Genomic DNA, 2,391 nt, shown 5'->3' with positions numbered 1-2,391 from the left:
GGTACTCTGCGCTTACAATCAGGAAAATGCCGGCAACTATTACACGACCGAGTTCCCGGTTGAGATTTCCGAAGACATGAATACCATCACCATCAAGCCTGTGGAACAAGACGGTCTGTTCTATTGCCCGGGATTCGCCATCGAATACATGGCTGGCTATCCGTCATGGAGTTTCCCCACTACAGAATCAGGTATCGTATTGACACGTGCCACAGATGCTGACGCACAGAAAGCTACAAGCCGCAGCATCAGCGAAATAAAGACACCCAAGGTTTCCGCACACAACGGTAACTACTTCCGCAGAACACGTGCTCCTTATGACTACGTTGTCAAGAAGAGCGTCAAAGCCGAAGTATTCTCTTTGGACAATCTGAAAAAGGATTTAAAGAAGTAAACCATATTTAAACCCGCAAGAACTTCTATGAGAGGGCATCCTTTCATAGAAGTTCTTCAATATTTCCAGCTATGAACAAATCAATTATCTATTTGGTATTTTTTCTCCTGTTATCGGCACTGCCCGCCTCCGCACAGTCCGTGTGGCCCGACGTGAAAGTAGAAAACGAGAAAGGAGAGCAAATCAATACACAAAAAATTCTCGGCGGCAAGCCTGCCATCGTTTCCTTCTGGGGTGTCACCTGCAAACCCTGCCTGACCGAACTGAACACCCTGAACGAACTTCTGGACGAATGGAGAGAGGAAGTGGACTTCAACATCATCGCCGTCTCCATCGACGACAGCCGCTTCACGGCACGTGCCCGCTCCATGGCTCAGGGCTACGACTGGAACTTCATCTGTCTGTTCGACAAGAATCAGGACCTGAAGCGCGCCATGAACGTGAACCTCACCCCACAAACTTTCGTCATCGACGGTAACGGAAAAATCGTGTATTCGCACACCGGCTATACTCCCGGCAGCGAATATGAATTGTTAGAGCAACTTACTACTGCTGTCAGCCTGTGCTGCCACGCCCGAACTGTCTGCCCAAAGCAAAGGACACCTGAGCGGAAGCCTCGAATCGAACAGCATCTACTACGTAAAAGACAACAAACTCGGAGCGGAAAACAGCGTTTATCCGGAAGACCACTTCGGAAGCAACAATTACCTGAAGCTGGACTATACCCAAGGCAAATTCAGTGCCGGGGTACAGCTGGAAGGCTATCTGCCTGCCTTGCAGGGTTACGACATTGGCGTCTACGGTGACAAGAAAGCCATTCTGGGCATTAAATATGTAAACTGGCAGGACGACAATTTCTCATTCCGCGTCGGAGACATCTTCGAACAGTTCGGCTCGGGAATGGTGTTCCGCAGCTTCGAAGACCGCACACTGGGCATCAACAACTCCATCGAAGGCGTATATGGTTCGTACAACTATAAGAACTACATCACCGTAAAGGGACTCTACGGACGTCCGCGCCTGTATACCGACTACGCCGACTCCTGGGTGCGAGGCGGCGACTTGAGCCTGTCCATCGCCGACATGGCCGGCTGGACAGAAACATTCTTCAGCATCGAAGGTAGCCTGGTGAACCGCAACGAAGAAGTGCCCGATGAAATGGTCGGCGTCGCACGCCCCAACGTAAACATGTATTCGGCACGTGCCAACTTCGACTGGAAAGGCCTCAACGCCCGCGTAGAATATGTAGGCAAAAGCAACGACATTTCGCCCGCACTGATAGGTACCACCGACCAGGGACACGGACTGCTGGCCGAACTGGGTTACAGCCACAAAGGATTCTCCGTACTGGCCACCTACCGCGAACTGAAATACATGAGCACCAAACTGTCGTACACCGGCAACGGTACAGGAAACATCCTGAACTACCTGCCCGCGCTGACCCGTCAATATACTTACATGCTGGCCAACCTGAACCCCTACCAAAGCAACGGCGAAGGCGAACGGGGCGGACAGGTGGACATCTACTACTCGCTGCGCAACAAGAAGGACCGCAGCCAGTACTGGAACTTCCACGCCAACGCTTCCATGTTCTACTCGGACAAGGCTGTCACCAAAGAGTCGAGAATGCTGTGGCGAGACATCAACGCCGACGTAGAGCGGCAGTGGAACAAGCAGTTCAAGACTACCTTGCTTGTATCGGTACAGGAATGGAGCCCCACGCACGGAATGGATGATGTGACTTACGCATCGAACATCGTTGTGCTGGACGGTCTCTACAAGTTCGACCGCAAGAAGTCGCTCCGTGCCGAAGTGCAGTACCTCTACTCGCAGGATTACGAGAAAGACTGGGTGGCCGGACTGGTTGAGTTCAGCCTTGCGCCCCGCTGGAGCTTCTCGGTGAGCGACATGTACAACCTGGGCACAACCAAAGTACACTATTACAGCGGCTCCGTCAGCTACACGCAAAAGAACACACGCCTGCAACTGAGCTACGG

1 protein-coding gene and 2 pseudogenes are annotated in these 2,391 nt (G+C 52.2%); all 3 read left to right on the top strand.

Annotation, left to right across the window (positions count from 1 at the left end; translation table 11 throughout):
- A pseudogene (locus tag Q1Y74_RS13980) lies at nucleotides 1–394 on the top strand (hypothetical protein); the annotation flags it as partial.
- 71 nt (nucleotides 395–465) lie between these two features.
- A pseudogene (locus Q1Y74_RS13975) lies at nucleotides 466–909 on the top strand (TlpA disulfide reductase family protein); the annotation flags it as partial.
- A gap of 34 nt (nucleotides 910–943) precedes the next feature.
- Nucleotides 944–2,391: DUF6029 family protein (locus tag Q1Y74_RS13970; protein WP_300814900.1), on the top strand; the 1,448-nt coding region annotated here is incomplete at its 3' end.

This window comes from uncultured Bacteroides sp., assembly GCF_949298305.1.
Lineage (GTDB): Bacteria > Bacteroidota > Bacteroidia > Bacteroidales > Bacteroidaceae > Bacteroides.
Note: the sequence above shows the minus strand (reverse complement) of the source record. Positions and strands in the feature narration are given on the sequence as shown.